This is a genomic window from Variovorax multivorans (assembly GCF_051216835.1).
Lineage (GTDB): Bacteria > Pseudomonadota > Gammaproteobacteria > Burkholderiales > Burkholderiaceae_C > Variovorax.
Genome location: NZ_JBPJZL010000008.1, coordinates 37,427 through 64,388, shown reverse-complemented (window position 1 = coordinate 64,388; position 26,962 = coordinate 37,427). Strand labels below are relative to the sequence as shown.

Sequence of the window (26,962 nt, the reverse complement as noted above, 5' to 3'; positions counted from 1 at the left end):
GTTCAATTAGTCGCCTGCGCGACCTTCGAGGCCGTAGACCCACGCCATGACCTCGGCCACCGCGAGGTACAGCTGCGGCGGAATCTGCTGGTCGAGGTCGACCTGCATCAGCAGCTTCACGAGGTCGGCCGACGAATGCACGTACAGCCCGTTCTCGCGCGCCTCGCGCATGATCGATTCGGCCACCACGCCATAGCCCTTGGCCACGACAACCGGGGCCCGTGTCTTGTCCGCATACGAAAGCGCGACGGCGCTGTTGCGGTTGTCGAGCACTTCGTTCATGCGGCCGCCTTCGCCATGACCTGCACTTGCTGCAGCCGCAGGCCCGCTGCGTCGAAGCGCTTCACGAGCCGGCCCGTGTCGCCGCGCAGGCGTGCCATGGTGGCGGTCTCGCGCGCAAAGAGATGCGCTTGCACGGCAGGGCCTTCGAGGCTCAGGCGCAGATCGACTTCGCCGAGTCGCGGCAGCGCCAGCGACACCGTGGTCGACCAGCGGCGCGTGCCCTCTTCTTGCACCGCGGCGCCATCGCGCTGCTGCGCCTGCTCTTCCTCGATGGACCAGCTCATCGGCACATCGGGCCAGGCCTGGCCGCTCCAGCGGAAGACTGAGCTGGCCAGCAGGTCGAGCTGCTGATGCACGATCGTGACGGCTTGCGGATGGATCACTTCTGCGCCGCGCGATGCCGATGCGACAGCTGCGCTGTCGGCCTGGCGTGCGGATTCGCCGGCACGATGCGCGGACATCGAATCGAGCATGCCGCCGACCTGCGCGCTTTCGGGTTGGCGATAAGCCGCCTGCACGCGCGCGGCATCGTTCGCGACGGCTTGCCCGGGAGCCTGGGCCGGGTCTTGTGCGGAGCGTGCGGCTTCCTGTGGCTGCGCATCGGTAGCGGGCGCCTGCGGCACGGGCGCATTCTCAACAGTGCGGAATGCATCGCCCTGTGGTACCGATACCACCATGGCTTGCACCAAGAGCGCCGGCGACACACCAGACACCCCCACGGAGGTCACAGAGGCCGGCCCCTGCGCAACCGCAGCCACGGAAGCTGCCAATGTCGCCACATCAGACCTCGCAGCCACCGGCGCCGACCAGCGCGCCTGCGGCTCCTGCGTCATCTGCGCGAGCGTGCGGCCACCGGCTGCGAACTCCGCCAGATGCGACTCATAGAAGAGACCGCTGTCCGACACCGTCTGCGCCAGCGCGCCTGCCAACGCCGCGGCGCTGGCAGGCTGCCCGCGCGACGACAGCAGCGGCGCCGTGCCGCGCACCGGTCCCGGCTGCGCCTGCAGGTCGGCCAGCACCGCGCCGATGACGCGCGCCGCCACCGACAGCCGCATGGCCACCGACGGCGTCGCACCCGCACCCGCATGCGCCGCGCCGCCGGCTGTCGCGCCCGGCAGTTGCCGGTCGAGCGCGGCGTTGGAAGGCAGCCGCACGTCGTTGTCGACCTTGCCGACAGGCACGGCCGGCCCCGGCGCGCCGATGACGACCTCCGCCTTGATGCCCAGCACGTCGAGCCGCGGCGCCAGCCTTGCGGCCAGCAGCGCATCGAGTAGTCCGGCGAGTGCAGTCATGGTGCGGCTTCTTCGGCGTTTGTTCGGGCCGCGCTCAGTGCGGCGGCCCGTAGGCTCTGCCGAGGTTCTTCTGCTGGGTGAGGTACCCCATCCGGCCGATCAGGTCTTCGATCTGCGGCTTGATGAGGCCCGACACCTCGGCCTGGTCCGAGCGGATGCGTTCGAGCAAATTGAGCACGTGCTCGACCTGCATCGAATCCAGCGTCTCGAACGGTTCGATGGCGCGCAATCGCTCGACCATGGCCGCGCAACGCTCTTCGAGCGCGGGGAGCCGGCCCCATTCCTTGGCGCGTGCCAGCACCAGCATCGATGCAATGCTGGTTGCCAGCTCCTCGTAGCAATGAACGACCTCACTCCGGAATGCCATGTTGTCCTGTCTCATTTTTGCGGTTGCATTTCAGCTGCGAGCCCGGTCGTCGATCTCCCGCCAGGCGGACGCGACGTTCTCGAGCAGCCGGTCGGCCTCGTCCAGGGCCTGCACGTCGTTGTGCAGGTTGGCGCGGAACAGCCGCTGCACGATGTAGTCGTACAGCGCCGACAGGTTGCGCACGAGTTCGGCGCCGGCATCGCCGGCTGCCTGGGCATCGAGCGCGGCCTTCAGGCCGTTGTCGACGATGCCGATGGCCTTGGAGATCGCGTTGCCCTTGGCTTCGATATCGCCGGCCGCCATGTGGTGGCGGGCCATGCCGATGGCGGTCTTCGCGCCATCGAAGAGCATCACGATGAGCTGGTGCGGCGACGCGCTCATCGCGGTCGTTTCCACACCGACGCGCGCATAAGCGCCGGCGCCGGTGCGCATGTTGTGGGGGGTGTACATCGGCTGGTGCTCCGGTCTGCGTCTTCTGACTTACTTGCTGCTGCTGTTCGTCAGCGCTTCGAACTGCTGCGTAAGGTAGGTCTTGGTGTTGTTCATTTTGTTGATCAACACGTCGAGCTGGTTGAACTGCGTGCGGTAGCGGTCCACCGCGGCGTCCACCCGCAACTGCATCGCGTCGTACTGGTCGTCAAGCTGCTTGATCGTCGATGTCACGCCGTCGCTGGCCACCTTCAGGGCGCCGGTGTTGAGGTCGTCCACCATCGCGTCGATCTGCTTGCCGTAGCCGGCCGTGCTGCCGGTGGCGCTCGAGAAGAGGTTTGCCACGCCCTTCAGGTTGTCGGCGAGGGCCTTGTCGAGCTTGTCGGAATCCACGGCCAGGGTGCCGTCCTTCTGGAAGGCCACGCCGATCTCGGTGAGCACCTTCATGTCGTTGGTGCCGCCGGCCTGCGGCGTGGTGAGCGCCTGGCGAATGCGCGTCTGCAGGTTGCGCAGCGTGCTGTCGCCCACCAGCGCGGCGGCGGTGTTGGTGTCGGCGTCGTATGAGGTCAGCGTCTTGGCGGTGCTCTGCAGGCTGTTGTAGGCCTTCACGAAGTCGTTGATGGCCGTCTTCACGCCGGCCGTGTTTTCCTTCATCGACAGGCCGGTCTTGCCGGTGTTCACCAGCGTCAGCGTGGCGCCCTGGATGGCTTCCTTCACGGTGTTGCTCGCGCTGGTGACGTCGATGCCGTTGACGTTGAGCTTGGCGTTCTGCGCCGCTGCCGTCTGCTTCAGGTTCTGCGTGCCGGCCGGGTCGTTGTTCAGCAGGTTCTGCAGCGCCGCGTCGCCGTCGACAGAGATGCGCATGCTCGACTTCTCGCCGGTCTGCGTGGAGGTCAGCACAAGCCGGTTGGGCGAGCCGCTGCCGTCGTTCACGATGGTGGCCGTCACGCCGGCACTGGCGCCGTTGATCGCGTTGCGGATGCCTTCCAGCGTGTTGTTGGTCGGGTCGATGGTGATCGACTTCGCGGTCTGGCTCGCATCCGCGGTGAAAGTGGCGCCGGTGTACTGGCCGGTCGTGGCGTTGAGCGTGCCACCCGTGATCGCGCCGAAGTCGATGGTGATCTTGCCGTTGCCGATCGCGGTCTTGGTGTCGACCTGGCCCGCGGTAATCACGGTCTGCGCCTGCGCGAGCTGCGACACGTCGATGGTGTAGTTGCCGGCCGCGCTCACGTCCGTGGCGGATGCCGACAGGATGCCGCTGACCGTCGGCGTGCCGGTCACGCTCTGGAACAGCGTCGGGTCGCCCAGCTTCTTGGCGGCCGTCTGCAGCGTGCTGAGCGCGCTCTGGATCGTGCCGTAGGCGGACAGCTTGCTCGTGTAGCTCTTGGCCTTCGCCTGCAGCGCCACCAGGGGCTGGCTCTCGGCGGTCTGGAGCTGCGTGAGCAAGGAGGCAAGGTCGAGGTTGGAGCCGACGCCGAGGCTGCTGATGGTTGCCATGTGAAAGCTTTCCTGAATTGGGTGTTCTGCTACGAATGAAGAATCTGGTGCGGTCTCAGGCCGCGTGGTCCACCAGCAGGCCGTTGCCGTCGCTCATCAGCTTCGCGATGCGCACGACGTCTTCATTGGGAATCTGGCGAATGACCTCGCCGCTGACGCGATCCACCACCTTGACGATGACCTTGTCGGTGTCCTTGTCGACCTCGAACTGCAGCCCGACCTCGCGCAGCGCGAACGCTTCGTTCACCTGGCGCACTGCCTGCTCGACCTGCACGGGTGTCGCGTCGTCCTTCGCGTCGGCCGCGGCATCGCCCTTCGCACCGGCCACCAGGCCCCGCACGGCCGCGGCGCCGCCGACGAGCAGCTGCGTCCACTGGTTCTCCATCACGGGGTTAGCCGGCACGGGGTTCAACATCATTTCCACCTTGTTTTGCTGGTTCGCTGTCCTCTGCGGCCTCATCCCTTGGGGCATGGCCGCAGAGGACAGCGCAGGCGGCCCCGGCTTTCCCCGGGAACCTGCGCCAGCCGGACTCCACCCTTGCGGGAGGGGCCCGGCATTCCTTTGCTTCTGTTCTGACTAACTAACTAGACCTTGTCGATCAACGCAGGAGCGACAGCACGCCTTGCGTGGTCTGGTTGGCTTGCGACAGCACCGAGGTACCTGCTTGTTGCAGGATCTGGGCGCGCGTCATGTTCGACACTTCAACGGCGTAGTCAGCGTCTTCGATGCGCGAACGCGACGAGGACAGGTTGGTCACCGTGGTGCCGAGGTTGGCGATCACCGAGTCGAAACGGTTTTGCACCGCACCCAGCGAGCTGCGCAGCTTGTCGACTTGCGACAGGGCGGCGTCCAGGGCCTTCAGCGGATCGACAGTCGACTTTGCGTCGCTGACGGCATTGGTCGTCAGCTTGCCGGGCTTGGTGGAATCGGCATACACGGTGCTGCCTTGCGAATCGGTCACCACGCCGTTGGCGTTCAGGTTGATCGATTCAGCAGCGGTCGTCGTCAGGCCGCTCACGCCGATATAGGCGCCGGTCACGGCACCGCCGGCTGCTGCCACTGCGTAGGCAGTGGTGGCGCCAGCACCGTCGATGTCGATGGAACCTGCACCAGCGTTGATCTTGGCTGCGACCTGGTCGGCCGTGGCGCGCTCGCCGGCAACCGCGAAGGTGCTGGCGCCGGCAGCTGCCGTCACCACCGTGTACGAAGCGCCGGTTGCGCCGATGGTGATCGAGTCGCCGGTAGCGGACATGCCGGTGGCTTGCTCGAGCACCGCCGACAGCGTGGCGGCGGTCGTCGTGCCGGTGCCCGTCTTGGTCAGGTTCTTCGAAGCGTCGAGGTACAGGGCCGAGCCGTCGGCAGCGTCGGTCATTGCACCGTTGCTGTCGATCTTGACGTCCATCGAACGGGTGCCGAGCTTGACCGTGGCGGTCACGCTGGTGCCGGCTGCCGGGGTCAGCGAAGCGAGCGTGTTGGCCTGGCTGCGTGCAGCTTCCGTGGCGGTGTAGCTCTTGGTAGCTGCGCTGTAGGTGTAGGTTGCGCCGCCGGTCATGGAGACCGTGCCGCCGTCTTGCATCTTGGCCAACACGTCATTGGCCGTAGCGCCGTTGGCGGCCGTGGTCAGCGTGCGGCTGTAAGCCGTGATGCCGTTCGTGGTGGCACCTGCGGTGAAGCCAGCGACCAGCAGGTCGGAAGCCGTTGCACTCTTGTTCTTCGAACCGGTGTTGTTGACGTTGAAGCCGTCCAGACCGAGGGTCTTGGCGCTGATTTCTTGCAAGTCGATGTCGATGGTTTCGCCATCGTTCGCGCCGACTTGAACGGTCAGCTTGCCGGCGTCGGCCGACAGGACCTTCACGCCGTTGAACTGGGTCTGTTCCGACACGCGGTTGATTTCGTCCAGGCGCTGGCCGATTTCCGACTGGATCGAGTCCAGGTCGCTGGCCGAGTTCGTGCCCGTGGCGGCTTGCACCGACAGTTCGCGGATGCGTTGCAGGTTGTTGTTGACTTCGGTCAGCGCGCCTTCGGTCGTCTGAGCGATCGAGATGCCGTCGTTGGCGTTGCGCGTTGCTTGCGTCAGGCCCTTGATGTTGGCCGTGAAGCGGTTGGCAATGGCTTGGCCGGCAGCGTCATCCTTGGCGCTGTTGATGCGCATGCCCGAAGACAGGCGCTCGATGGCGCTGTTCAACGCCGACTGCGACTTGTTGAGGTTGTTTTGCGTGACCAGCGAGAGGCTGTTCGTGTTGATGACTTGCGCCATGTTCGACTCCTGATTGAAAAAAGGTTGTGGACTCCGGCCTTCGGCCGTAACGCTGGACCCGCTTCCACTGTGAGACTCAAGCCATCGTTGACTTGGTTATCGGCGGGGTCTCACGAACCTTTAGGGCCACGTACAAAAAAGTTGCACAGGCGGCCCACACCACCAACCCTCCCCCTCAGGCCTGCAGGTTCATCACTTCCTGATAGGCGGTCACCAGGCGGTTGCGCACCTGCAGCCCGGTCTGGAACGCGACGTTGGCCTTCTGCAGGTCGACCATCACGTCGTTGAGCGCGACACCGGGCTTGCCCAGTTCGAACGACTCGGCCTGCGCATAGGCCTGTTGCTGCGCGCCGCTGATGTTGGAAAGCGAGCGCTGGAGCTCGGCTGCGAAACCGCCGGCTTCGACCGGCGTACCGGCAGCGGCCGCGGGCGCAATGCCCGTGTGCAGCGCGGTGGCGCGCATCTGCTGCAGGACGGATTCGATGGCACTGATCGACATGGGAGATCCCTCTTCCTTTGTTTGAAGACTTCTGCGTGACTTGACATGGAGGGACAAAAGCCCTCCTGCCTGCTTGCAGCGTATCAAGGGAAGACCCCGATTCAAGCGCGCAACTGAGGGCAAAAACCCCGGCTGTTCGGGCATTCGAATTCCGGGTGACTGTTGACAATCGTCGGCGAAACGAACAGGCCGCGGACGACATCACGGGCCATCCGGAATGAAATCTCTACACCGAATCTCCACTCCCACCATGGCAACGGCAACCGCCACGACGAAGGTGCACCCATGAGCACGGCGGCGCCCGCGGGTGCTTTGCCTGCGGCCGGCAACGGCCAGCCTGCGCTACTGGACCGCATGCGCGCACAGCCCCGGCTGCCGCTGATCATCGGAGGCGCGGCCCTGGTGGCCGCCGCTGCCGCGTTCATGCTCTGGAGCCGCGGGCCCGACTACAAGGTGCTCTACACCAACGTGTCGGACCGCGACGGCGGCGCGATCATCGCGTCGCTGCAGCAGATGAACGTGCCCTACAAGTTCGCCGACGGCGGCGGCGCGATCCTGATCGCGGGCGACAAGGTGGCCGAGACGCGCCTGAAGCTCGCGGCGCAGGGCCTGCCCAAGGCGGGCGGCGTGGGCTTCGAACTGATGGACAACCAGAAGTTCGGCACCAGCCAGTTCGCCGAGCAGGTCAACTACCAGCGCGGCCTCGAAGGCGAGCTGGCGCGCTCCATCGAATCCATCGGCGCCATCGAATCGGCCCGCGTGCACCTGGCGCTGCCCAAGCCGTCGCTCTTCGTGCGCGACCAGAAGAAGCCATCGGCATCGGTGGTGCTCGCGCTGGCGCGCGGACGCAGCATCGACGAAGGCCAGGTCAGCGCCATCGTGCACATGGTGTCCAGCAGCGTGCCCGACCTCGACGCCAAGAGCGTGACCGTGGTCGACCAGCGCGGCAACCTGCTGTCTTCGGCGCGCGGCGGCGACCGCGGGCTGGACGTGAGCCAGCTCAAGTACGCGCAGGAGATCGAGCAGGGCTACATCCGCCGCATCGAGGCGATCCTGCAGCCCATCGTGGGCACGAACAATGTGCGCGCGCAGGTGGCGGCCGACATCGACTTCTCGGTGGTCGAGCACACCGACGAGAAATACAAGCCCAACCAGGACCCGACGCAGGTCGCCATCCGCAGCCAGCAGAGCAGCGAATCGGCGCAGCACGGCGGCGGCCAGCCCGGCGGCGTGCCGGGCGCGCTGTCGAACCAGCCTCCGGTAAACCCGACCGCGCCGATCACCGGCCCGCGCGCGCCGAACGCCCCGGGCACGCCGCCCGCGCCAGGAACACCCGGCGCTCCGGGTGCACCGGGCGTGGCGGCCTCCACGGCCAGCACCGCCCCCACCGGCCCGAGCAGCACGCGCAAGGACACCACCACCAACTACGAGCTCGACCGCACCATTCGCCACGTGCAGCAGGCCGCCGGCGGCGTGAAGCGCCTGTCGGTCGCCGTGGTGGTGAACAACCGCGATGCGGTGGATGCATCGGGCAAGAGCAGCAGCCGCGCGCTGACCCCGGCCGAGCTGGAGCAGATCCGCAACCTCGCGAAGGAGGCCATGGGCTTCAGCCAGGATCGCGGCGACTCGCTCAACGTGGTCAACAGCGCCTTCGCCCGCGACGCCGACAGCGCCCCCGCACCCGAGGTGCCGTTCTGGCGCGACCGCGAGAACATCGAGCTTGGCAAGACGGCGGGCCAGTACCTGCTGTACGCCCTGATCGCGCTCTTCGCCTGGTTCGCCGTGCTGCGCCCGCTGATGCGCCGGCACCTGGCTCCCCCGGCTGCGGCTGCGGCATCCACCGGCCCCGCCTTCGCACCAGCCGCAGAGCCAGACCCGAACGCGCCCTCTCCCGACGAAAGCCTGCGCGAGCGCGAGGCCAACCGCCGCAAGGCCGACATGGAATACGCCCACCAGGCCGCGGACAAAGACCCGAAGCTGGTGGCCACCCTGATCCAGCACTGGATGCACAACGATGAATAGCGAAATGGGAACCCGCAAAAGCGCCATCCTGCTGATGGCGCTGGGCGAAGACCGCGCCGCCGCCGCGCTGCACCAGCTGCCCACCTCCGAGGTGCAGGCGCTGGGCCTTGCAATGTCGAAGCTCAGCTCCGTCTCCAAGGACGAGCTGGCCGCCGTACTCTCCGAATTCCGCCACGAGACCGAGCAGCTCTCGGCCCTGCACCTGGGCTCGACCAGCTACATCCGCGCCGTGCTGAAGAAGGCGCTGGGCGACGACCGCGCCAGCAACCTGCTCGAAGACATCCTGCAGCCCGACGAGCCGCACGGCGGCATCGAGCGGCTCAACGAGCTGGAAGCCGGCGAAGTGGCAGAGCTCATCCGCGACGAGCACCCGCAGATCCTGGCAACGCTGCTCGTGCACCTGGACCGCATGAAGGCATCGGAAGTGCTGGAGAAGCTGCCGGCGCGACTGCGCCACGACGTGATCATGCGCGTGGCCACCTTCGGCGGCGTGCAGCCGTCGGCGCTGAACGAGCTGACCGACGTGCTCACCGAAATGCTCGCGGGCCAGGGCGTGCGCCGCAGCCGCCTGGGCGGCGTGCGCACCGCGGCCGAGATCGTCAACCTGATGAGCACCGGCGTGGAAGAAGAAGCCATCGCCCATGTGCGCGAGCAGGACGAGGCGCTGGCCCAGCGCATCGTCGACGAGATGTTCGTGTTCGAGAACCTGCTGGGCCTGGAAGACCGCAGCATCCAGCGCCTGCTCAAGGACATCGAGTCCGACTCGCTCATCATCGCGCTCAAGGGCGCGCCGATGGAGCTGCGCGACAAGTTCCTCAACAACATGTCGCAACGCGCCGCCGAGACGCTGCGCGAAGACATGGAGCTGCGCGGCCCCGTGCGCGTGTCGCAGGTCGAGACCGAGCAGAAGGCCATCCTGCAAGTCGCCCGCCGTCTGGCGGAGGCTGGCGAAATCGTGATCGCGGCGCCTGGCACCGATGACTTCGTCTGACACCAACGGCGCCTTCGGCGAGTCGCGCGAACGGCTTGCCGCCATCCATGCCGCCGCGCGCCATGCGGCGGCCGGACCGAAGCCCGCCCCATCGCCCACGCTTTCGGCCTGGGAGCGCTGGGAGATGGGCACCATCGACGGCAAGGCGCCCGCCAGCCGCAAGGGTGCTGAACGCAACGGCCCGCCACCTGCACCGCCCGCACCCAGGGTCGACCTTGCCGACATCGCGCGCATCCGCAGGGAAGCCCGCATAGACGGCGAGGCCGAGGGCCGCGCCGCCGGCCTCGCTGAAGGCCGCAAGGTCGGCCACACCGAAGGGCTGGCCACCGGCCTCGCAGCCGCCAGCGTGCATGCCGAACGCCTGCGCGCGCTGGCCCAGTCGCTGCCCGATGCACTGCGCCGCGCAGAAGAAGAGCTTTCGCAGGCCGTGCTCGCGCTCGCGCTCGACGTGGCCCGCCAGGTGGTGCACCGCACGCTGAAGGCCGAGCCCGAATGGGTGCTGCCCGTGGTGCGCGACCTGCTCAACACCGAGCCCGCGCTGCGCGGTGAGCCGCGCCTGCTGCTGAACCCCGATGACGTGGCACTGGTGAAGAACAGCCTGGGCAACGAGATCGAAGCAGCCGGCTGGCAGGTGCGCGCAGACGACACCATCGCGCGCGGCGGCTGCCGCGTGCAGTCCGCCACCGGTGAACTCGACGGCACGCTCGGCACGCGCTGGAAACGCGTGACCGCCTCGCTGCACGGCGACGCCGACGGGCAGGCCGACTCGCTCTGACGCCCATGCAAACCACCGCCGCCCCCAACGCCCATCTGCAATCGGTGCGCGCTGCGCTGGAGAAGGCGCGCGCCAACGTCGCGCATTGCGAGACCACCATTGCCTCGGGTCGCCTCACACGCGCCGTCGGATTGGTGCTCGAAGCCGTGGGCCTGCAACTGCCCGTGGGCAGCGACTGCCTGATCGAACTGCCGCCCGGCCATCCGCAGCGCCACGCCGAAGCCGAGGTCGTGGGCTTTGCTGGTGACCGCCTGTTCTTGATGTCGCAGACCGAAGTGGCAGGCCTCGTGCCCGGAGCGCGCGTGTTCGCGCGGCCCGGCTCGCCGGAGCCCGACGCAGCCGGCATGATCGGCAACGCACACACCAAGCGCCTGCCCGTGGGCGAAGGCATGCTCGGCCGCGTGGTCGATGCGGCCGGCCGTCCGCTCGACGGGCTCGGTCCGCTCGACATTGCGCGCAAGGTGCCGCTGAGCTCGCCGCCCGTCAACCCGCTGTCGCGTGCGCCCATCGACTCGGTGCTCGACGTCGGCGTGCGCGCCATCAACGCGATGCTCACCGTCGGCCGCGGCCAGCGCATGGGCCTGTTCGCCGGCTCCGGCGTGGGCAAGAGCGTGCTGCTGGGCATGATGGCGCGTTACACCAGCGCCGAAGTCATCGTGGTCGGCCTGATCGGCGAACGCGGCCGCGAGGTGAAAGACTTCATCGAGAACACGCTGGGCGAAGAAGGCCTGGCCCGCGCGGTGGTGGTGGCCGCGCCTGCCGACAACTCGCCGCTGCTACGCCTGCAGGGTGCGGCCTATGCGACCTGCCTGGCCGAATACTTCCGCGACCGCGGCAAAGACGTGCTGCTCATCATGGACTCGCTCACTCGCTACGCGATGGCGCAGCGCGAGATTGCGCTGGCCGTGGGCGAGCCGCCCGCCACCAAGGGCTATCCGCCTTCGGTGTTCGCCAAGCTGCCGGCATTAGTGGAGCGCGCGGGCAACGGCGCGCGCGATGCGCAGGGACGCGGCGGCTCGATCACCGCCTTCTATACGGTGCTGTCCGAGGGCGACGACCAGCAGGACCCGATTGCCGACTCGGCGCGCGCGATTCTCGACGGGCACGTGGTGCTCTCGCGCACGCTGGCCGAGGCCGGGCACTACCCCGCCATCGACATCGAAGCCTCCATCAGCCGCGCCATGACCGCGCTGATTCCGTCCTCGCAGTACGACTCGGTGCGCCGCTTCAAGCAGATGCTCTCGCGCTACCAGCGCAACCGCGACCTGATCAGCGTGGGCGCCTACGCGCCCGGGCACGACCTGCAGCTCGACCAGGCCATTGCGATGTACCCGCGCATCGAAGGCTTCCTTCAGCAGTCGATGGACGAACGCGCGGGCTATGCCGAGTCGATTGGGCACCTCGAAGGCCTGTTCGCGCCCGAACAGCGCGCATCCACGACGACAACAACACAAAGATTCAAGACATGACACGCAAGCTCCCCCTTGGCATGCTGATCGACCTGGCGCATACGCAGACCGACGACGCCGCACGGCGCCTGGGCGCGCTGCAGAACGCGCACCTCAACGCCAGCCAGAAGCTCGAACTGCTGCTGCAGTACCGGCAGGACTATCACGACCAGCTCGATGCGCTGATGCGCGACGGCCTGCCCTCGTCGCAGTGGCGCAACTACCGCAACTTTCTGGGCACGCTGGACGGCGCCATCGAGCAGCAGCGCGCCATCGCGGCGCAGACCGAGACCCGGCTCGACACCGGCCGCACCGACTGGCAGCAGCAGAAGCGCCGCCTGAGCTCCTTCGACACGCTGGCCGAGCGCGTGCGCATGCAGGAAATGATGGCCGAGGCCAAGCGCGAGCAGCGCGACAGCGACGAGCGCTCGGCGCGCAAGTTCTTCGACCGCGCCTCGCACCCGACTCTTTGAGTCCCCTGATTGAATTTCCACGCAGGAACCGACATGACTCCCATGATCACGCCCCCCGTCATGACGAACGCCACCAGCCAGACGGCTGCGCAAGCCGGCGTGCGCAACCGCGGCGCTGACGAAGACCAGGGCCGCAGCTTCGGCGCGGCGCTGGAGCGCTCGCGTGCGAACAACGGCAACCGCGCCGACGCGACGCCGAAAGACGGCGCGCAGGATGTCGCCACCATCGACCGCAAGCCTGTGCGCAAGCCCGGCGCGGATGAAGACACGAAGAAAGAAGACGCGCTGCCCGCGGACCCGAACCTCGCCTTTCTCGCGACGGCGCACACGCCACTGCACGCGCTGACGCTCGCGGGGCGCTCTGCTCAACAGCAGCAAGGTGAAGGCGCAGCCGATGCCACCGCCGCAACGGCGCCCGCCGGTACAGCAGCAGACATTCCGCTGGACCCCGCTCTGCAGACCGCTGCCGCGAAGGTGCTTGGTGCCGATGCGGCCGTCGCCGATGCATCGGCCGCACCCGAAACCGCCGTGGCCTCGAAAGACGCCGCAGCGAAGCCGGCGACGCCCGCCCTGTCGGCCGCGCCTCTCCAGGACAACGCCGCGCCGGCCACCTCGCTGCACGAACTTGCCCGTGCCGCCATCGCGGCACAGACCATGTCCGTCGGCATCGCGAAGCCCGCATCCGCCCCCGCCGGTTCGCCAGTCGGCACCGCTGCGACCGGCCGCGGCGCAGCAGCGCGCACGCCCGTGAGCGCCACCACCGCCGAGCAACTGGCCAGCGCTGCGCAGCAACCGGAGGCGGCCGACGATGCGCAAGCCAAGGCCGCGCCCATTGCGGCAGTGGCAGCCGCGACCGCCAGCGACACGGACGCCCAGCCACCCGTGGCACCCATCGCGCTCCAGCAGCCCGCCGCGATAGCAACCGCTTCATCAGACGGCACAAACGACACGGCAGCCACACGCGCCCCCGTGCACACCATCGCCCCCGAAGTCGGCGGCGACAAATGGGCGCCGGCCCTCGGCCAGCAGCTGGCGCGCATGAGCACCAGCGGCAATCACACGGCCGAACTCAACCTGAACCCCGCTGGTCTCGGCCCGCTCAAGGTGACGCTGTCGATGGGCGACAACCAGGCGCAGGCCATGTTCGTATCGGCCCATGAGAGCGTGCGCAAGGCCATCGAGGCCGCGCTGCCGCAGCTGCGCAATTCGCTGTCGGAGCAAGGCATCACGCTGGGCCAGACCTCGGTCGGCGCGGAAAACCGCCAGCCCTTCGGCAACGACGCCGCCTTCGCACAGCAGCAAAGCCAGCAACAGCAGCAGAACGCCGCGCGGCAGCAGGCAGCCTCCCCGTATCCCGGCGCGGGCCGCACCACGGCCAGCGCTCCGGTGGCGCCCCTGGCCGTCGTGCGCGCGGGTGCTTCCAGCAACGCAGCAGGGGTGGACACCTTCGCCTGAGGCCCGGCAACACATACACGCCCCCGCCCGCGACGGCGCCCTGTGCGGCGCCCCGCAATGAACGGATATGAAACGCCTTTGTGCGCTTGTTCGGCCGTTCGTCAGCGAGGGACTTCGCAAAGAATAGATCGGACAAGAAAAACCGCTTAACCATGGCTACCTCATCACCCGCCGCAACTGTCGCACCGGCCATCTCCGCAACGCTGGCCCCACGCCGCTCCTCGAAGCTGCTGATCGGAATCGTGATCGCCGTCGGCCTGATCGCTGCCGGCGGCGCGGCCGCGTATGTCTTCCTGCCCCGCTTCATGGGCACCGCCTCCACCGAAACGGCCAAGGCGCCGACACCCGAGAAGCCCATCTTCCTGACGCTCGAGCCGTTGACCGTCAACCTGCAGTCGGAAGGCCGCGGCCGCTTCCTGCAGATCGGCATGGCGCTGCGCGTGCGCGACGAGCAGACCAAGGCGCAGCTCGTCGAATTCATGCCCGAAGTGCGCAGCCGCCTGCTGCTCCTGCTGTCGAACCGCGCGCCCGAATCGGTGGTGGCGCCGGAAGACAAGGCCAAGCTGGCCGAGGAGATCCGCAAGGCGCTGAGCACACCGCTCGCGCCGGACACGCCCGAACTGGGCATCTCCAGCGTCTCTTTCAACACGTTCGTCGTGCAGTGACCACCTCTTCCTTCGGACAAGCGATCCATGGCGTATGAACAGGTGCTCTCCCAGGACGAGGTCGATGCGCTTCTGCAAGGCGTCACCGGCGGAGACCTCGACCAGGCGGCCTCCCCCGCACCGCCGAAGGACGGCCTGCCGGCCTACGACCTCGGTGCGCCCGACCGCGTGGTGCGCAACCGCATGCACACGCTGGAGGTCATCAACGACCGCTTTGCTCGCGGCCTGCGCGGCGCGCTGCTGAACTTCATGCGCCGCAGCCCCGACATCTCGGTGGGGCCCGTGCAAATTCAGCAGTACGGCGAGTTCGTGCGGCACCTGCCGGTGCCCGCGAACATCAACATGATCCACATGAAGCCGCTGCGCGGCACCGCGCTCTTCGTGTTCGACCCGAAGCTGGTATTTCTCGTGGTGGACAACCTGTTCGGCAGCGACGGCCGCTACCACGTGCGCGTGGAAGGCCGCGACTTCACGCGCACCGAGCAGCGCATCATCAAGCGCCTGCTCGACCTGTCGCTGCAGTGCTATGGCGACGCATGGCAGCCGGTGTTTCCGCTCGACTTTGACTACGTGCGCGCCGAGATGCACGGCAAGCTCGCCAACATCGTCGCGCCCAACGAGGTGGTGATCAACACCACGCTGCAGATCGAGTTCGGCCCCGTCGGCGGCTTCCTGCACGTGTGCATTCCCTACTCGATGATCGAGCCGATCCGCGACCTGCTGTCCAACCCGATCCAGGACGAGGTCGAGGTAGACAAGCGCTGGGTCAAGCAGATGTCGCGCCAGATGCAGGCCGCCGACGTCGAGCTGGTGGCCGACTTCGTGACCATGCCATCGACGCTGGGCGAAGTGATGAAGCTGCAGATCGGCGACGTCATTCCCATCGAGCTGCCCGAGACGGTCGTCGCCAAGGTCGGCGGCGTGCCGGTGATGGAGTGCGGCTACGGCACCTCCAACGAGCGCTATGCGCTGCGCGTGCAACACATGATCTCCCACCAAGACAGCGATTTGAAGAACGACCATGACTGACAACACCTCTTCCGGCAGCAGCGACGCGGACGACTGGGCCAGCGCCCTGGCCGAGCAGACGGCCGCCTCGGCCCCTGCCGCCGCCGAACCCGCCCCTGCACCCACATTCGCGCCCGCCACCGCGCAGGTTTTCCAGCAGATCCAGGACGCACCGCCTCCCGCGCACTCGTCCTCCACGCCGGTGGACATCGCGCGCGTGCTCGACGTGCCGGTGCAGCTCACCGCCGAGATCGGCCGCACGCGCATCACCATCAAGAACCTGCTGCAGCTGTCGCAGGGCTCGGTGGTGGAGCTCGACGGCCTGGCCGGCCAGCCGCTGGACGTGCTGATCAATGGCTACCTCATTGCGCAAGGCGAGGTGGTGGTGGTGAACGAGAAGTACGGCATTCGCCTGACCGACATCGTCACGCCCTCCGAGCGCATGCAGAAGCTCGCGCGCGCATGAGCCTTCCCACCGTGCCCACGCCCGTTCACGACGTGGCTCCGGCCGCCGTCGGCGCCTCGGGCCTGCTGCAGGCCGGCTTCGGCATGGCGGCGGTGGTCGGCCTGATTTTTCTGTGCGCCTGGCTGGCGCGGCGCTTCGGCCTCCAGCGCCTGGGCAGCGGTCAGTTGGTGAAAGTGGTGTCGAGCGCCGCAGTCGGCCAGCGCGAACGCGTGGTCGTGGTGGAAGTGGGCGACACCTGGCTGGTGCTGGGCGTCACGCCGAGCCAGGTCAACACACTGCACACGCTGCCGGCACAGGCCCATGCGGCTGCTGCAGCGCCGGCGTCGTCCTCGGTCGCACCCACACCCGTCGAACTCTTCGCCCGCAAGCTGCGCGAAGCCCTCTCGGGCAAGCCGCATCGTCCTGCCCCATGAAGAACCCCGCATTGCGCCGCGGCTTGCGCGCCGCGCTGCTGTTGCTCGCCGCCACGCTGCTGCCCGCCGTTGCATGGACTCAGGGCCTGCCCGGCATCACCAGCACGCCCGGCCCCGGCGGCAGCCAGACCTGGTCGCTGAGCGTGCAGACCATGGGGCTGCTGACCTCGCTCACCTTCCTGCCCGCGCTGCTGCTGTCGATGACCAGCTTCACGCGCATCCTCATCGTGCTGGGCCTGCTGCGCACCGCCATCGGCACGCAGACCTCGCCACCCAACCAGATTCTGGTGGGGCTGTCGCTCTTCCTCACCTTCTTCGTGATGTCACCGGTGCTCGACAAGGCCTACAACGAGGCCTACAAGCCCTTCTCCGAGAACAAGATCAGCGTCGACACCGCGCTGGAGCGCGGCATTGCGCCCTTCAAGACATTCATGCTCAAGCAGACCCGCGAGAACGACCTGGCCCTGTTCGCCCGGCTCGCCAAGGTGCCCGAGATGCAGGGCCCCGAAGACGTGCCGCTGCGCATACTGCTGCCCTCCTTCGTCATCAGCGAGCTGAAGACCGCGTTCCAGATCGGCTTCACCATCTTCATACCGTTTCTCATCATCGACCTTGTGGTGGCCAGCGTGCTGATGTCCATGGGCATGATGATGGTGCCGCCCGCTTCCATCGCGCTGCCCTTCAAGCTCATGCTCTTCGTGCTGGCCGACGGCTGGCAACTTCTGATAGGCGCGCTCGCGCAAAGCTTCTACCTCTAGGTACGCAGAGATGAACCCCGAATCCGTCATGACCATGGGCTACAGGGCCATGGAAATCTCGCTGCTCATCGGCGCACCGCTGCTGCTGGTGGCACTGGTCATCGGCCTGATCGTGAGCATCTTCCAGGCAGCCACGCAGATCAACGAAGCCACGCTGTCCTTCATTCCCAAGCTGCTCGCCGTGTTCGCGACGCTGGTGATTGCAGGGCCATGGATGCTCGACCGCATGCTCGACTACATCCGCGCGCTGTTCGCCGGCATTCCGCAGATGCTGGCGTGACGTGACGTAACGTGATTTGACGTGACCCCGTCGATCATCTCGGTCACCTCGGCCCAGCTCGAGGGCTGGATGGTGGCCTTTCTCTGGCCCTTTGTGCGCATGCTCGCGCTGGTGAGCACCGCGCCGATCTTCGGTGAAGCATGGGTGCCACGGCCCGTGAAAGTGGCCATTGCCGCCATGCTGGCCTTCGTGATCTCGCCCACCATCGGGCCGTTGCCCACGGTGCCGGTGGTGTCCGCAGGTGGCGTGTGGATCATCGTGCAGCAGGTGTTGATCGGCGTGGCCATGGGCTTCACCGTGCGGCTGGTGTTCACCGCCGTGCTGGCCGCGGGCGAATACATCGGCCTGCAGATGGGCTTGTCGTTCGCATCGTTCTTCGACCCGATGAGCCATGGCAGCACCATGGTGGTGTCGCGCCTGCTGAACATGCTGGCGATGCTGATCTTTCTGGCGCTCGACGGGCATCTGCTGATGGTGAATGCGCTGGCAGAGAGCTTTCACACACTGCCGATTGCCGATGCGCCGCTTGCGTCTGGTGGGTGGATGTTTCTGGTGCTGGCCGGGGGCGACATCTTTGCCAGCGGGCTGATGCTGGCGTTGCCGCTGATTACCGCGCTGCTTACGCTGAACCTGGCGATGGGCATCCTGAACCGCGCATCGCCGCAGTTCAGCATCTTCGCGGTGGGGTTCCCGCTGACGCTGCTGGCGGGGATTTTCATGATGCAGCTGTTGATGCCGAATCTGGGGGCGTTTCTGGAGCCGCGGTTCGGGGAGGCCATTGCCAACATGCTGCGGGTTACGCAGGGGTTGCGGCCTTGATTCGAAGGTGATGCAAAGGACCCGGATCGCATGAAGATCCAAACTGGTGCATCAAACTGATTAATCAGTTGGCATGGGATCTGCTTGACCAGATGCATGCCATCTTCCATCGACATCAGCGAGCGCATCGTCGAGGCCGTCCTCGCCAAGAAGCTGGCACCGGGTGCCCGCCTCGGCGAACAGCAACTGTGCGATCTCTTCGATGCACCGCGCGCGGTGGTGCGCGAAGCGCTCACCACCTTGTCGGTCCGCGGCATGGTGAAGGCCAGCGCGCGTCGCGGGTGGTACCTGGTCGAGCTGTCCCAGGAGGAGGCCCAGGCCGCCTTCGACGCGCGCCTCGTGATCGAGACCGGCCTCATCCGGTGCAGCAAGCCTCTGGCCTCCAAGGCGCTGCAGCGGCTGCGCACGCACCTGAAGCGTCAGCGCGAAGCGGTCGAAGGCACCGATGTGGGAGCGCGCAGCTTCCTGCTGGGAGACTTTCACGTCTGCCTGGCCGAATGCCTGGGGAACAGCGTGCTCGCGGCCGCGGTTCGCGACCTCACCGCACGCACGATGCTGATCGCCTTGCGCTACCAGTCGCAGGACGAGGCTGCGCACTCCTTCAGCGAGCACAGCGCCATCGTCGAGGCGCTGGAAGCCGGCGACATGGCCCTGGCCGAACAGCGCGTCTTCGCCCACCTGTCGACCTGGCAACTCAAGCTGCAGGTGCCCGCTGACCAGACGCCCGACCCGTTGGCCGGGCTGCGGCTCGCGCTCACGCCGCTGTCTGCGCCCCGGTGAAGCATCCCCTGCCACGCGCCCCCGATTTCCCTGCCGACTTCTTCTCAACGCCCATCCCAACCTCGGAGCACGCCATCATGTTCAGCAAACGCCACCTTTCCCTCGGCCTCGCAGCCGCCCTCACCTTTCTCGCCGCCGGCGCCTCGCACGCACAGAGCGCGCTGGACACGATCACGAAGAGCAAGACGGTCCGGATCGCGATTCCCACCGACTTTCCGCCCTACGGCTCGGTCGGCCCGGACATGGCACCCCAGGGGCTGGACATCGAGGTCGCGCGGCTGATCGCCGGCAAGCTCGGCGCCAAGGTCGAATTGATTCCGGTCTCGACGGCGAACCGCATCCCTTATCTGCAGACCAAGAAGGCCGACCTCGTGATCTCCACGCTGGGCAAGAACCCGGAGCGCGAGAAAGTCATCGACTTCACCGTGGCCTACTCGCCCTTCTTCATCGCCGTGTTCGGCCCGAAGACGCTGCCCGTGAAGGCGCCGGCTGAGCTCGCGGGCAAGTCCATCTCCGTCACGCGCGGCTCCGTGGACGACGCAGAACTCACCAAGGTGGCACCGGCCTCCGTGGAGTTGCGCCGCTTCGAGGACAACAACGCGACCATCTCGGCCTTTGTCGCCGGACAGACGCAGCTGGTGGCAACCAGCGCCCAGGTGGCGAGCACCATGATGGCGAAGAACCCGCAACTTGGGAGCGAGCTCAAGTTCGTGCTGAAGGATTCCCCGAACTTCGTCGGCGTGGCCAAGGGAGAGGACGCGCTGCGGCTCAAGGTCAACGAGATCTTGCTCGATGCGAAGAAGAGCGGCGAACTCGACAAGCTGGCTGTCAAGTGGCTGGGCCGCCCCGCCGGCGAATTGCCGCAGTAAGGCGCGCCCACGACATGAACGAGCCATGGCGCCTCAGTGCGGCGCAGTTGACCGCTGGGTACGCAAAGCAGCTGTTCACGCCCCTCGACGCGCTGCAGGCGTGCCTGGCACGCACCGAGGTTTGCGAGCCGTCGCTCAACGCCTTCGTTGCAGTCGACCGTGAAGGCGCACTGCGCGCGGCGGCGTCCAGCGCGGCACGCTGGGCCACCGGCCGGCCGCTGGGCCCGCTCGACGGCGTGCCAATGAGCGTCAAGGACAACATGCACGTCGCGGGTCTTCCCACGTCGTGGGGAAGCAAGCTGCTGCAGGGCTTTGTCGCATCGCACGACGAGCTGCCCGTGGCGCGCCTGCGCGCGGCAGGCGCCGTGCTGTTCGGCAAATCGAACCTGCCTGAATTCGCGATGCAGGGCTACACCTCCAACGCCCTGCACGGCACCACCCGCAACCCCTGGGACACCGCGCTGACGCCGGGCGGATCGTCGGGCGGTGCCGCAGCGGCAGTCGCGGCGGGCCTGGGGCCGCTGGCCCTGGCTACCGATGGCGGCGGCTCCATCCGCCGGCCTGCATCGCATTGCGGTCTTGTGGGGTTCAAGCCTTCGCGTGGCCTCGTGCGCAGGGAGTGCGGCTTGCCCGAGATATTCCTCGACTACGAAGTGGCCGGCGGAATCGGTCGCTGCGTGAAAGACGTACAGCATCTGACGGCGACGATAGCGGGATCGCGCCTGGAGGCCAGCCAGCCCTCGCCGTCTCGCATTCTTTTCGTGCCCCGCTTCGGCACCCATGCCGTCGACCCCAACATTGCCGCGTCGGTGCGTCGCGCGGCCGAGGGTTTCGCCGCGTTGGGGCACGCGGTGGACGAAGCACAGCAGCAGGTGAACTGGTCGGAGGCGATCAACGCGCTGTGGCCAACGCTTTCCAATGCAGGGCTCGCCTGGATGCTCCAGCGCGCATGGCAGTGGCCCGAGTTCAGGTTGCCCGATGGCGTTCACCCGGATCTCTCACTCTGCGGCGCGGTCGCGCAGGCGAATTTCGACGCCGGCCTGAAGCTCGATGCATCCGGCCTGTTCGACGTGCTGGCGGAAGTGCGTGAGCTCGAGCGACAGATGGAAGCCGTCTTCGCCCGCTACGACTTCATCCTCACACCGGCGACGGCCGCCCTGCCCTGGCCCTGCGAGCAAAGCCACCCCGAGCGGATAGCGGACACGGAAGTCGGCCCGCGCGGGCATGCCGTCTTCACCGCCTTCGCCAATGCCGCGGGCCTGCCGGCCATTGCACTGCCAAGCGCGCATGCAGAGGGCCTGCGGACTGGCATTCAGCTGGTCGCATCGGCCGGCCGCGATGCCGAACTGCTGGCATTGGCCATGCAGTATGAGGAGGCCTTTCCATGGCCTGCGCTGTGGGACGAAGGCTTTCACTCAACGGGCTGAAATGAGGAGGTTCCACCCGGTATTTGGGTTGGAACTGCGGGCCGTAGGGGCATCGCGCTCCTCTCGATCGCAGATGTCTGCGTGGCTATACTGCGCCCGTCATGTCAAAAACAGGCGTGATCGGGATTGGCGTCCCGCTGAAATCACTGCGACGAAAGCCGCAGTCACCCCGCAGGGTCTGCGGCTTCGTCGTTCGTGCCTCCAGTTTTGGCGGCTCGATGGGCGGGCGCGAGCCCGGCCGGTTTCACGCAAGTGGTTTCCCGGTACGCCAACCCGTCGAGCCGCCGCCCTCAATTGGCGTTGAGTGCGTCGGTTTCAGCAAACCGAAACCCTTGGAGGCCATTCATGGCTGCATCCGCTCGCGCATCCGCGCACGTTCAATCACTTCCCGACTCTTCTGAAGCCGCCAGCGTTGAGTCGCTTGCGCTGCAGGCATGCGATGACATCGACAGTCTTCACGAGGTGCAGCGTGCGTATGCCGGCCTCGAGAAACTCATCGTTCCACAGGGCGTGAATGACACGGAAGAGGTTTATCCGACCCGCACCGAACTCGGCGCGCTGGTGCGGGTGGTCAATGAGGAACTGCGGCGGCGGATTGAAATAGCCGACACCACGGTTCAGTCATTGCGTGTTGCGTTGAGTGAAGGCGGCGTTCGATGAGCACCTTCAAGGTTGTCGATGCTCGGCTGCGTCAGTCCAACAGAGTTCAAGAAAGCTTGGGTCGGCGTCTACGGAACCGGCAGCGACCCATTGCGGTGATATCAGCGAATACGCTGCGATCTAAGGCAGAGGGGCCGCCAATAGACATCAAGGCGTATAGGCAATCAGATTCATGTTATGAACATTGGAGCCATAGTGGCAAAGCCCACCGGCAGAGTTGGCACCTTTGGGAATCTGCATTTCGGGTCCTGCGGTGATGAAATGGACCCAATAGTCGTTCGGATTGATCGACGCCTGCGGCTTCCCAGCGGCTGGCGCCTGTGCGTTGTACGCATTGATGACGGAAAGCATGTGGTTCCAGGTGATGTACGCGGCGTACCAATGCGGCTGGCCGTCCGTCACTGACGTTCCGCTGACTGTCGAATTGGATTCGGACGTCGCGTAGGCCGTTCCTGCACCATAGAAGGTGTTCACGTTCATGAGTGCCGTCCCCAGATCCGGTGCGATGTATTCGCGAATCGAACCGGAGCGGCTGTCCCACACGAAGAAAACGAACTGGAAGGTTACATTGGCCGAACCCACGACAAGTGCGCCTGGAAAATAGGCAATGCAGTCCGGCTTGCTGCTGGAGAAATGCTGGATCTGTACGTCGTATTGCAGTCGCAGACGAGCATCCTGCCCCAGCGTTGCCCACGGCTTGATCGTGTTCCCAGGGAAGGTGTACGCCAGATGCGCGCCACCTAACCAACCCGGGTCCGACGGATGTCCTGGCGGCAACAGATCCGACTGAATCATGAAACCCGCAGTCGTTCCATAGAGTTGAAATGCGGTTGAACCATAGCTGGTCCCGCTATAGCCGCGCTGGAACGTGGGGGCCAGCGCTGAAGGAACCTCGAACCCCGTGAACGCGCCGACGTTCCAGCCGATCGGCGTCTCGGCCGCTTGCCCGAGGTCATAGATATGGATGACCGTCTTGTTATCTGGCCATGCGCCATATGTGTAGCGATCTGCGAGGCCGTCGGTGATGTTTTCAGGACGGTAGTAAAACGAAGTGACGCCCGATATCGTCCAGGCAAAAGACTCCCATCCACCTATTGCGGTTCGGGCCGCGTACAGCCAAGTATCCCCGCCGTTCTCTGCCGTGACGTACAAGCCGTTGGCATCTGCGCGCAGCGCGAAATTCCCGTTCGGCAGCGAGACCCAAGTAAAGGTCTCCCAGCCGAGAGCTTGATCCCTATTGGCGACGAGCGGGCTTTGTCCAAAATTGTCGGCGGAGACGAACTTGTTATTGGCCAATGCGCGTAGAGCCACTTTGCCCGCGCCCATGTCAACGACCAGGAATTTTTCCCATCCGCCAACCGCTGTTCGATTGGCGATCAGCGGGTCGGCTCCACCAGTTTCGGCAGTGACGATTTTCCCGTTGGCATTCGCACGGATTGTGATGACCTGGCCAATCGGTACGCCATTGACCAGTGGCATCGGCGCGGGTTGGCTCGCCACATTGTGCGAAACCATCGCCATCACAACGAGTGTCAGCAGGCACCCCAGTGCCCTGAGGAGGGGATGGAACGCACCGCGTCCCGAGCTAAAGCCGAAGCCGAAATTTTGGAATTCCATGATTGTTTGCACCACCTTGTTAGAAAAAGGCCGTGCGAACTCCTGTAGACCCTCTCTTTCGACATCGGCCGGATGGAGATTTTGAATGGTCCAGAGCCTCCTTTCCATCACACCTGCGTGCCACGCCTACAAATAGTTAAACAACGAAATACTATTCAACTTAGCAAACGTCATCTGCGTAGCCTGCAACGAAGACTGCCGCTGATAGAACTCCGCAATCGCGCTATACGGGTCCAAGTCTTCAATGGAAGACAGATAAGACTCTTCCTGCAGCTTGCGATCCCCCCCACCCGAATCCAGCGCATCGATCTCGCTCTGCCTTGAGCCCACCGACGACAACACCGTCAGCACGTTGTCATGCGCGTTCGTCACCTTCACGTTGGCTGTGGCCAGTGCGTTCTGCAGCTTCGCCTGCGCAGCCGCGCCGCCACCGCTCAGCGGCGTGCGCAGCGCACTCACCAGTTCGCCGATAGCAGCGAATACATCAGTGCCTGCATTCTTCGCAGTAGACACATCGAAGCTGTCCCCAGCCGCCGGCGTGCCGGTGATCTTGATCTGCACGCCGCCGAAGTTGATGGGCGTGTCCGCCGAGATGGGGCCGGTGGCTGCCACCACGGGCGGGGTGTCCTTGGTCGTCACCGTGTAGTCGGTGGCGGTGAAGGTGATGGTGAAGTCCTTGCCGTAGTTAGGCGCGGTGGCGTCGGTCACGCTGACGGAGCCGAACACGCCGGTGCCGGTGTTGCCCGCGGCGCCTGACGCAACATAGCCCGCGCCGCCCTGCACCGACTGGAAGACGCTGCGGCCGTCGTCCGATGTAGACATCTGGCGCGCCACGTCGACCTGCATCAGCCGCTGGCCCTGGTCGCCCACGTACTGCACGCCGCCGCTGGTCGTGGCCACGAAGGGCGGGGAGCCGCTCTTGAAGCCCGCGAACAGGTACTGGCCGTTGCCGTCGTCGGAGTTGGCGATACCCACCAGCTGGTCGTAGCTGCTCTGGATGGTGGTGGCGAGCGATGCGCGGTCGGCGTCCGACAGCGTGCCGTTGCCGGCCTGCACGGTCAGGGCCTTGATGTTCTGCAGGATCGACGTCACCGAGTTGAGCGCGTTCTCTTCGGTGGAGAGCGAGCGCGACGCGCGCTGGCGGCTGGTGGCGTACTGCGAAATTTCCGACAGCGTCTGGCTCACGCCGAGCGCGCGGGCCGCGCCCACAGGGTCGTCGCCGGCCGTGAGGAACTTCGAGTTGGTCGCCAGCTGCTGCTGGACCCTGAACAGTTTCTGCTGCTGCTGGCCCATGGCCAGTACGTTCTGTTCGTAGAAGGATTGGGTGCTGATGCGCATCGCTTTGCCTTGTTGGATCTGCTGGACGTTGGGCGGGCTCAGCTGCCGATGCCGAGGATGGTGTCGAAGATGGTCGAGGCGGTCTGGATCACCTTCGCATTGGCCTGGTACATCTGCTGGAACATCAGCAGGTTGGCGGTTTCCTCGTCCTGGTTCACGCCCGAGATGGCCTGCTGGCTGGCCTTGATCTGGCTGGTAACGCTGTCTTGCGTGGTGCCCGCCACCTTCACTGCCATGGCGCGGTTGCCGACTTCGCTGACGATCTGCGAGTAGGCGCCGTTGAAGGTGGCCGTGCCGTTGGCCATGGTGGTCTTGCGCTGCAGCGCGCCCAGCAGCAGCGCGTTGCTGCCGTCTGACACGCCCGCGGTGTTCTTGCCGATGGTGAAGGTGTCGCCCTGCGCGGGCGCGCCGGTCATGGCAACGGTGACGCCATCGAAGCTCATCTTCGCGCCGGCGGTGTAGGGCACGGGCGTGCCGGCCGCGTAGCTGGTGCTGGTGCCATCGGCCAGCGTGACGGTCACGGCCGAGGTGGCCGGAAAGCCGGTCAGGTTGCCGGTGGTCGCGTCGTAGCTCAGCGTGACAGTGCCGCCCAGCGGCGTTGCGGGGTAGCTCGCATCCACCGTGGCTGCGCCCAGCGCGCCGGAGCCCTTGTTGCCGACTGTGTTGCCGGTGACGATGGGCGATGCCGCGGCCACCTTGGCCGGGTCGAGCGTCACCACGTCGAGGTCGCGCGCGCCGGTGCGCGTGGGCTGCACCAGAAACGAGTCGCCGGCCTGCGCGGTGCCGCTGGCGGCCGTGAGGCTCACGCCGTCGAAGGTAATGGGGAAGGTGGTGAAGGAGCCCATCGACTGCTTGTCCGACAGGCGGGTGACCGAGTAGGTCAGCGTGCCGGCCACGTCGGTAACGCTCACGTTGTAGTCGCTGGTCGTGAGCTGCGACGCGTTCGAGAGCGTGCCGGTGAGCTCGAGGTTGCCCGTGTTCTTTGCATTGGAGAGCACGCCCGGCACGGACTGCGTGAAAAAGTCTTTGCCCAGTGCGCCGCTGAGGTCCACACCCAGCTTGCTCTGCGCATTCACGGCGTCGGCCACCGACATGGCGAGCCGGCCGATGGAATTCTGCGTGGGAATGAGCGTGTCGCGCCGAAAGCTCATGAGCCCGCCCAGCGTGCCGCCGGTAATCACGCCGTCAGACAGCTCGGTCGTGTTGCCCGCAAAGCCCTGCAGCGCCACGGCCTTGCGCGACGGGTCGGCCGCGGAGTTCACCGCGGCCATGGTGGAGGCGTAGTCGCCCGTCACCAAAGACTGGCCGGTGGCGATGAACACGTTGTACTTGCCGTTGTCCTGCTGCAGCACCTTCACGTCGACCACCTGGCTCAGCTCGCTCACGAGCTGGTCGCGCTGGTCGAGCAGGTCGTTGGGCGGCTGGCCGCCGGCCATGGCGCTGATCTGACTGATCTGCTGGTTGAGGCTGGCGATCTTGCCGGCGTAGGTGTTGATCTGGTCCACGCTGCCGACGATCTGCTCGTTGACGGAGGAGTTCAGGTCCGACAGGTACTGGTCGGTCGCGCGAAACTTGCTGGCCAACGCCTGCGCCGAGCTGATCATCTGCTGGCGCGCGGCCGGGTCGGCCGGCGTGTTGGCCACGCCCTGCACGCTGGTGAAAAAGCTCTGCATCAGCGGCGCGATGCCCGAGGTCTTGTCGGCCAGCAGGGTGTCGATGCGGTTGATCTGCGTGCTGTTGGTGGCAAGCGCGGCCGAGGCTGACTGCGCAATGGAGAGCTGCGCCGTCAGGTAGCGGTCGTAGCTGCGCGAGACGGTCGTGACGTTGGCGCCCGAGCCGATAAAGCCCGAGCCTGTGCCAGTGGCGTTGCCCGTGGCGATCTCTGCCACCTGGCGGCTGTAGCCGGCGGTGTACACGTTGGCTGTGTTGTGGGCCGTGGTCATCAGCGCGGTGCGTGCAACGCCAAGGCCGCTCAGACCCGTGTAGAACAAACTTCCGGACATATGGCTTTACCTGTCGATGAGGTGTGTGAAGTGGAGTGGCACCGTCTCGATGCCTCAAGGTCTATATCGGC

Annotated in this window: 28 protein-coding genes; 17 read left to right on the top strand and 11 right to left on the bottom strand. The window is 66.2% G+C overall.

Going from position 1 to position 26,962, the window contains the following annotated elements:
- Positions 1-6 precede the first annotated feature (6 nt).
- The 8 genes from ACSFCA_RS21935 to fliE all read right to left on the bottom strand — a co-directional run bounded on the left by ACSFCA_RS21935 (position 7) and on the right by fliE (position 6,624).
- Positions 7-282 carry an EscU/YscU/HrcU family type III secretion system export apparatus switch protein gene (locus ACSFCA_RS21935; RefSeq protein WP_258353399.1) on the bottom strand — a complete coding sequence of 92 codons (276 nt, stop codon included), beginning with the start codon at positions 280-282 and terminating at the stop codon, positions 7-9.
- Positions 279-1,574: a flagellar hook-length control protein FliK gene (fliK, locus tag ACSFCA_RS21930; protein WP_435461173.1), complete on the bottom strand. Its 1,296-nt coding sequence runs from the start codon at positions 1,572-1,574 to the stop codon at positions 279-281. The genes ACSFCA_RS21935 and fliK overlap by 4 nt, the downstream gene beginning before the upstream one ends.
- Before the next feature lie 34 nt (positions 1,575-1,608).
- A complete protein-coding gene (locus tag ACSFCA_RS21925; RefSeq protein WP_258353397.1) occupies positions 1,609-1,941 on the bottom strand; it encodes a flagellar protein FliT in 333 nt (110 codons plus the stop codon).
- 30 nt (positions 1,942-1,971) lie between these two features.
- Positions 1,972-2,391, bottom strand: coding sequence for a flagellar export chaperone FliS (fliS, locus tag ACSFCA_RS21920; protein ID WP_258353396.1), 420 nt, complete (start codon positions 2,389-2,391; stop codon positions 1,972-1,974).
- A gap of 30 nt (positions 2,392-2,421) precedes the next feature.
- Positions 2,422-3,867 carry a flagellar filament capping protein FliD gene (gene fliD / locus ACSFCA_RS21915; protein WP_435461172.1) on the bottom strand — a complete coding sequence of 482 codons (1,446 nt, stop codon included), beginning with the start codon at positions 3,865-3,867 and terminating at the stop codon, positions 2,422-2,424.
- A gap of 55 nt (positions 3,868-3,922) precedes the next feature.
- Positions 3,923-4,285 (bottom strand): flagellar protein FlaG, encoded by a 363-nt coding sequence (locus ACSFCA_RS21910; RefSeq protein WP_258353394.1) that lies wholly within the window; start codon positions 4,283-4,285, stop codon positions 3,923-3,925.
- 181 nt (positions 4,286-4,466) lie between these two features.
- Positions 4,467-6,125 carry a FliC/FljB family flagellin gene (locus ACSFCA_RS21905; protein ID WP_258353393.1) on the bottom strand — a complete coding sequence of 553 codons (1,659 nt, stop codon included), beginning with the start codon at positions 6,123-6,125 and terminating at the stop codon, positions 4,467-4,469.
- Between the two features lie 175 nt (positions 6,126-6,300).
- On the bottom strand, positions 6,301-6,624 hold the full coding sequence (gene fliE, locus ACSFCA_RS21900) for a flagellar hook-basal body complex protein FliE (RefSeq protein ID WP_093077280.1): 324 nt from the start codon (positions 6,622-6,624) through the stop codon (positions 6,301-6,303).
- A 285-nt stretch (positions 6,625-6,909) separates the two neighbouring features.
- On the opposite strand from fliE, the gene fliF reads away from it, so the two are divergent.
- From fliF to ACSFCA_RS21815, 17 genes are all read left to right on the top strand, one after another.
- Positions 6,910-8,646, top strand: coding sequence for a flagellar basal-body MS-ring/collar protein FliF (gene fliF / locus ACSFCA_RS21895; protein WP_435461171.1), 1,737 nt, complete (start codon positions 6,910-6,912; stop codon positions 8,644-8,646).
- Complete coding sequence (gene fliG, locus ACSFCA_RS21890) at positions 8,639-9,637, top strand: flagellar motor switch protein FliG (RefSeq protein WP_093058557.1); 999 nt, start codon at positions 8,639-8,641, stop codon at positions 9,635-9,637. The genes fliF and fliG overlap by 8 nt, the downstream gene beginning before the upstream one ends.
- A complete protein-coding gene (gene fliH / locus ACSFCA_RS21885; RefSeq protein ID WP_435461170.1) occupies positions 9,624-10,412 on the top strand; it encodes a flagellar assembly protein FliH in 789 nt (262 codons plus the stop codon). The genes fliG and fliH overlap by 14 nt, the downstream gene beginning before the upstream one ends.
- 5 nt (positions 10,413-10,417) lie before the next feature.
- Positions 10,418-11,881: a flagellar protein export ATPase FliI gene (gene fliI, locus ACSFCA_RS21880; protein ID WP_435461169.1), complete on the top strand. Its 1,464-nt coding sequence runs from the start codon at positions 10,418-10,420 to the stop codon at positions 11,879-11,881.
- Positions 11,878-12,333, top strand: coding sequence for a flagellar export protein FliJ (gene fliJ, locus ACSFCA_RS21875; RefSeq protein ID WP_258353389.1), 456 nt, complete (start codon positions 11,878-11,880; stop codon positions 12,331-12,333). Before fliI ends, fliJ begins: the two co-directional genes overlap by 4 nt.
- Positions 12,334-12,375: 42 nt before the next feature.
- Positions 12,376-13,788, top strand: coding sequence for a flagellar hook-length control protein FliK (locus ACSFCA_RS21870; protein WP_435461168.1), 1,413 nt, complete (start codon positions 12,376-12,378; stop codon positions 13,786-13,788).
- Positions 13,789-13,940: 152 nt separating this feature from the next.
- Complete coding sequence (gene fliL / locus ACSFCA_RS21865) at positions 13,941-14,453, top strand: flagellar basal body-associated protein FliL (protein WP_258353387.1); 513 nt, start codon at positions 13,941-13,943, stop codon at positions 14,451-14,453.
- 27 nt (positions 14,454-14,480) lie between these two features.
- Positions 14,481-15,482: a flagellar motor switch protein FliM gene (fliM, locus tag ACSFCA_RS21860; protein WP_093058551.1), complete on the top strand. Its 1,002-nt coding sequence runs from the start codon at positions 14,481-14,483 to the stop codon at positions 15,480-15,482.
- Positions 15,475-15,927: a flagellar motor switch protein FliN gene (gene fliN, locus ACSFCA_RS21855; RefSeq protein ID WP_258353386.1), complete on the top strand. Its 453-nt coding sequence runs from the start codon at positions 15,475-15,477 to the stop codon at positions 15,925-15,927. The genes fliM and fliN overlap by 8 nt, the downstream gene beginning before the upstream one ends.
- Positions 15,924-16,340, top strand: coding sequence for a flagellar biosynthetic protein FliO (fliO, locus tag ACSFCA_RS21850; protein WP_435461167.1), 417 nt, complete (start codon positions 15,924-15,926; stop codon positions 16,338-16,340). Before fliN ends, fliO begins: the two co-directional genes overlap by 4 nt.
- Entirely contained in the window at positions 16,337-17,098 is a 762-nt protein-coding gene (gene fliP, locus ACSFCA_RS21845; RefSeq protein ID WP_435461166.1) for a flagellar type III secretion system pore protein FliP, read from the top strand. Before fliO ends, fliP begins: the two co-directional genes overlap by 4 nt.
- Positions 17,099-17,108: 10 nt before the next feature.
- Positions 17,109-17,378 (top strand): flagellar biosynthesis protein FliQ, encoded by a 270-nt coding sequence (gene fliQ / locus ACSFCA_RS21840; protein WP_093178182.1) that lies wholly within the window; start codon positions 17,109-17,111, stop codon positions 17,376-17,378.
- A gap of 33 nt (positions 17,379-17,411) precedes the next feature.
- Complete coding sequence (fliR, locus tag ACSFCA_RS21835; RefSeq protein WP_435461362.1) at positions 17,412-18,197, top strand: flagellar biosynthetic protein FliR; 786 nt, start codon at positions 17,412-17,414, stop codon at positions 18,195-18,197.
- A 96-nt stretch (positions 18,198-18,293) separates the two neighbouring features.
- On the top strand, positions 18,294-18,977 hold the full coding sequence (locus ACSFCA_RS21830) for a GntR family transcriptional regulator (RefSeq protein WP_435461165.1): 684 nt from the start codon (positions 18,294-18,296) through the stop codon (positions 18,975-18,977).
- Positions 18,978-19,054: 77 nt separating this feature from the next.
- Positions 19,055-19,846 carry a transporter substrate-binding domain-containing protein gene (locus tag ACSFCA_RS21825; protein WP_435461164.1) on the top strand — a complete coding sequence of 264 codons (792 nt, stop codon included), beginning with the start codon at positions 19,055-19,057 and terminating at the stop codon, positions 19,844-19,846.
- A 14-nt stretch (positions 19,847-19,860) separates the two neighbouring features.
- Positions 19,861-21,273: an amidase gene (locus ACSFCA_RS21820; protein WP_435461163.1), complete on the top strand. Its 1,413-nt coding sequence runs from the start codon at positions 19,861-19,863 to the stop codon at positions 21,271-21,273.
- Positions 21,274-21,618: 345 nt separating this feature from the next.
- On the top strand, positions 21,619-21,933 hold the full coding sequence (locus tag ACSFCA_RS21815; RefSeq protein ID WP_435461162.1) for a hypothetical protein: 315 nt from the start codon (positions 21,619-21,621) through the stop codon (positions 21,931-21,933).
- Positions 21,934-22,080: 147 nt separating this feature from the next.
- Here ACSFCA_RS21815 and ACSFCA_RS21810 read toward each other — a convergent pair whose 3' ends face one another.
- The 3 genes from ACSFCA_RS21810 to flgK are packed head-to-tail and all read right to left on the bottom strand — an operon-like array spanning position 22,081 to position 26,891.
- Positions 22,081-23,658, bottom strand: a complete 1,578-nt coding sequence (locus tag ACSFCA_RS21810) for a fascin domain-containing protein (RefSeq protein ID WP_435461161.1) — start codon at positions 23,656-23,658, stop codon at positions 22,081-22,083.
- Between the two features lie 18 nt (positions 23,659-23,676).
- Positions 23,677-24,888, bottom strand: a complete 1,212-nt coding sequence (gene flgL, locus ACSFCA_RS21805) for a flagellar hook-associated protein FlgL (RefSeq protein WP_435461160.1) — start codon at positions 24,886-24,888, stop codon at positions 23,677-23,679.
- 38 nt (positions 24,889-24,926) lie between these two features.
- Entirely contained in the window at positions 24,927-26,891 is a 1,965-nt protein-coding gene (flgK, locus tag ACSFCA_RS21800) for a flagellar hook-associated protein FlgK (RefSeq protein WP_435461159.1), read from the bottom strand.
- Between the last annotated feature and the right edge of the window lie 71 nt (positions 26,892-26,962).